At 56.6% G+C, this 4,297-nt stretch carries 3 protein-coding genes and 1 pseudogene; all 4 read left to right on the top strand.

Annotated elements, in window-relative coordinates; genetic code table 11:
• A pseudogene (locus RTY00_RS20795) lies at window positions 1–569 on the top strand (anion transporter); the annotation flags it as partial.
• Window positions 570–684: 115 nt separating this feature from the next.
• The gene (locus RTY00_RS20790; protein ID WP_312665953.1) at window positions 685–1,812 is read left to right on the top strand and encodes an HlyD family secretion protein; all 1,128 of its coding nucleotides are present in this window, start codon (window positions 685–687) and stop codon (window positions 1,810–1,812) included.
• The gene (locus tag RTY00_RS20785) at window positions 1,809–3,377 is read left to right on the top strand and encodes a DHA2 family efflux MFS transporter permease subunit (RefSeq protein ID WP_154153149.1); all 1,569 of its coding nucleotides are present in this window, start codon (window positions 1,809–1,811) and stop codon (window positions 3,375–3,377) included. Before RTY00_RS20790 ends, RTY00_RS20785 begins: the two co-directional genes overlap by 4 nt.
• Window position 3,378: 1 nt before the next feature.
• Window positions 3,379–4,297 (top strand): efflux transporter outer membrane subunit (locus RTY00_RS20780; RefSeq protein ID WP_312665951.1); only part of this gene is annotated, 919 nt, incomplete at its 3' end.

The raw sequence follows: 4,297 nt of genomic DNA, 5'->3' as shown, positions 1-4,297 counted from the left end.
TCCCGGCGCGCATAATCCAGAAACATGAAAAAACCGAAAGCCAAACATGGTACAAGCCGTTGTTTACGATTAGCGTGTTGCTGTACATCGTGTTTATCGTGGCGCTCGAGCTGAAAATGACCGGCTGGGCGCTGCTGCTGGTGGCGGCTTGTTTCCTGATCATGGCGCGCAGCGTGTTGATCAGCATCGACTGGAGTTTGCTGCTGGTGTTCGTGGCGATGTTTATCGATGTCTTCCTGTTGATGCATTTGTCCTGGCTGCAGCCGCATTTTGCCGCTATTGGCCAACTCGGCGAGGGCGGACTTTATCTACTGGCCATTGGCCTGTCCCAATTCATCAGTAACGTTCCCGCCACCATCCTACTTTTGCAGAAAGTGCCACCGTCCGACGTGCTGGCGTGGGCGGTGAATATCGGTGGATTTGGCTTATTACCGGGATCGCTCGCCAACCTGATTGCCTTGCGTATGGCGCAAGATGCGCGTGTTTGGTGGCGTTTCCACTTGTTTTCCATCCCGATGCTGGCCTGGTCGATGTTGGGTGGATGGCTGCTGTTACACCTCATACGTTAGCGCCATGCCAATGTCGGCTTGTGTAAAGTTGCATTGGCATTTGTCAATTTCCCATCTAAGGTTATGTTGACCGTTTTTGCCCGGGAATCGGGACAACCGCCTACGATGAAAAATTATGGAAAACCAGAATCAACCGTCTGAACGCGATCAGCAGGATCCGCAAAACACCTCGAATACCCATCAAGATAACAACGAACCAGAACGTAAACGCCCCGGAAAGAAGCCACTGATTTTTCTCGCCATTGTGGTGGTGATCATGATCGTGGTGGGATTATGGTTCTGGCTCACCACGCGCAATATTGAAAGCACGGATGATGCCTTTACCGAAGGCAATGCGGTGACTATCGCGCCGAAAGCGGCCGGTTACGTGGTCAAGCTGCTGGTGCGCGATAACCAGCGCGTGAAGCAGGGCGATTTGCTGGTGGAGATCGATGCGCGCGACAGTGAAGCGCAGCGCGATCAGGCCAAAGCCCAGCTTGGTCTGGCACAGGCGCAGCTGCATCAGGCGCAGGCGCAGTTAGCCCTGTCTCGCGTACAGTATCCGGCGCAGCGCGATCAGGCGCTCGCCGATCAGGCCAAAGCACAAGCCAACTTGCTTAACGCTCAAGCCGATTATCGTCGCCAGCGCGGTGTTGATCCGCGTGCCACTTCACAGCGCAATATTGATACTGCCGCCGCGCAGCTGCGTTCGGCTGAAGCGCAACTGCAAAGCGCTAAAGCGCAGGTTGAGGTGGCTTCTCAGGTGAAGCTGCAAATCCGCCAGCAGGAAACCAATGTTGAAGCGCGTGAGCAGCAAGTTGAGCAGGCGCAGGCGCAGCTCAACACCGCCGAATTGAATCTCTCTTATACCCAGGTTCGCGCGCCATACGATGGCTTCGTCACCAAGCGTAACGTGCACCTCGGCACGCTGGTGCAGGCCGGCAGCGCGCTGTTCTCGCTGGTTTCGCCTGAAATCTGGATTAATGCCAATTTCAAAGAGTCACAGCTGGCGCGCATGAAGCCGGGTAATAAAGTGGAAATCAGTGTCGATGCCTGGCCGGATATGAAGCTGGAAGGGCATGTGGATAGCGTGCAGATGGGATCCGGTTCACGCTTCTCCACCTTCCCGGCGGAAAACGCCACCGGCAACTACGTGAAAATCGTGCAGCGCGTGCCGGTGAAAATTGTCATCGATAAAGGGTTAGATCCCAATCATCCGCTGCCGCTGGGCTTGTCGGTTGAGCCGAAGGTCACAGTGGAATGAGTGCGAGCGAAAGCTGGCGTCCGGCCAGCAATCCGTGGCTGGTCGCTATTACGGTGACGCTGGCGGTGTTTATGGAGATCCTCGACACTACCATCGTTAACGTCGCGCTGCCGCACATTGCCGGTTCGCTCTCCTCCAGTTACGACGAATCGACCTGGGTTCTGACTTCTTATCTGGTCGCCAACGGCATCGTATTGCCGATCTCGGCGTTCTTCAGCCGCCTGTTTGGCCGCAAGCAGTTCTTCCTGATTTGCATTGTGATGTTCACCATCTGCTCCTTCCTGTGCGGCATCGCCACGGAATTGTGGCAGATCATTCTGTTCCGCGTGCTGCAGGGCTTTTTTGGCGGCGGATTGCAGCCGGTGCAACAATCGGTGCTGCTCGATTACTTCAAAGCGGAAGATCGCGGCAAAGCCTTTGGCCTGTCGTCGATTGCGATTATCGTCGCGCCGGTGATTGGTCCAACGCTCGGCGGCTGGATCACCGACAACTACAGCTGGCGTTGGGTGTTCTTCATTAATATCCCGGTTGGTATTTTGACTGTGATGGCAATTTATCAGTTGCTGGAAGATCCGCCGTGGGAACGCAAGTGGGATAAAGGCCGCCTGAAGATCGATTACATCGGCATCAGCCTGATCACGCTGGGGCTGGGCTGTTTGCAGGTGTTCCTCGATCGTGGCGAAGATGAAGATTGGTTTGCCTCGCACTTTATCCGCCTGTTCGCCATGCTGGCGGTGATCGGCATTATCGGCGCCATTTATTGGCTGCTATATGCCCGTAAACCGGTGGTCGATCTCACCGTAATGAAAGATCGCAACTTCTGGGTGGCGGGCTTGCTGATGGCGGGCATGGCGATGATTCTGTACGGCAGCTCGGTGGTGCTTCCCCAACTGGCGCAGCAGGATCTCGGCTACACCGCAACCTGGTCGGGGCTGGTGCTGTCGCCCGGCGCGATATTGATTGTGCTGACGATACCCATCGTGCTGAAGCTGATGCCGATCGTGCAAACGCGCTACATCATTGCGTTCGGCTTCACCTGTCTTGCCAGCGCCTTCTTCTATTCCACCACGTTAACGCCTAACGTCGATTTCACCACGCTGGTGATGATGCGCAGCGCGCAGTCGATCGGCCTTGGCTTCCTGTTTGTGCCGCTGACTACTATTGCGTTTATCACCGTGCCGCAGCGATTAAACGCCGATGCTTCGGCGCTGTTCACCATGTTCCGTAACGTTGCGGGCTCGATCGGCATTTCGCTGTCGACGGCGGGCATTACCGAACGCATGCAGACGCGTTCGGCCAGCATGGTGCACAACATGTCGCCGCTCAATGAGCCTTACAATCTCACGCTGCAACACTGGGCTGATTCGATCCGTAATTTCACCACCGCCGTGGGCGATCCGCTGGTGCTGGCGAGCGGGCAGCTCTATCAGGAGATGATCGCTCAGGCGCGTATTCTGGCGTATATCGACGTATTTATGGGCCTCAGTATTGTGGCGCTGCTATTGATTCCATTCTGTTGGTTGCTTTCGCCGATTAAGAGCGAAGGCGGTGCAGGAGCACATTAAAATGAAAATGATTTCGCGATCTCAGCCGTCACTCACATTGCTGGCGCTGTCACTGTTGCTGGCCGGATGCGCGGTAGGACCGGATTATCAGCCGCCGCAGGCGCACACGCCGGGCGGCTACCATGATTTGCCTTCACAGCAAGCGTCTAAGCCGCTGGCGGCGGCGACCAATCCGCTGTGGTGGAAAAGCTTTAACGATCCGCAGCTCGATAGCCTGATTGAGCGCGCCATTGCCGGCAACTTAACGCTGCAACAATCGGTGCTGCGTATTGCCGGTGCGCGCGAGCAGCTGGCGCAGGCGCGCGGTGGCTTATTCCCGTCGCTTAACGGCTCGGCAAAGGTCACGCGTCAGCAGCTGGGTTTGAAAGGCTTGCTGAAATCCAACGGCGTTTATGATCAGGTTGATAGCGATGTCGCCAGCCAGCTCAACGGATTAGATCATTCCGTTACTCTTTATCAGGGCAGCTTTGACGCCAGTTGGGAGCTGGATCTGTGGGGCAAAGTGCGCCGCCAGATGGAAGCCGCAGATGCGCAGCAGCAGGCGGCTATCGAGCAGCGCAACGATGCGCTGGTCTCGCTGGAAGCGGAAGTCGCGCGTGCCTACCTGCAACTTCGCGGTTCGCAGGCGGTGCTGGCGACCTTGCAACAGCAAATTGAAGTCGCGCAGCAAACCTGGGAACTGACCAAAAGCCAGCAGCAAAACGGCTTAGCGCCCACCACCGATGTGGAAAATGCCCGCGCACAGCTGGCCTCGCTGAATGCGCAGCTGCCGCAATATCAGGCGCAGCAGCAGCAGGCGATGAACGGTTTGGCGGTGCTGCTGGGTAAAACGCCGGGCGCACTGGATAATGAACTGATGAACATCAAGCCGCTGCCTGATTTGCCGAAACTGGTGCCGGTGGGCATTCCGTCCACGCTGG

The sequence above is a fragment of the Pantoea sp. CTOTU49201 genome, assembly GCF_032054795.1.
In the GTDB taxonomy this organism is placed as follows: domain Bacteria; phylum Pseudomonadota; class Gammaproteobacteria; order Enterobacterales; family Enterobacteriaceae; genus Pantoea; species Pantoea symbiotica.
The sequence above is the reverse complement of the archived record's forward strand: the minus strand, read 5'-3'. Positions and strand labels throughout refer to the sequence as shown.

Coding starts and splice junctions, on each gene's coding strand:
- RTY00_RS20790 (WP_312665953.1), top strand. CDS start 685: ATGGAAAACCAGAATCAACCGTCTGAACGCGATCAGCAGGATCCGCAA.
- RTY00_RS20785 (WP_154153149.1), top strand. CDS start 1,809: ATGAGTGCGAGCGAAAGCTGGCGTCCGGCCAGCAATCCGTGGCTGGTC.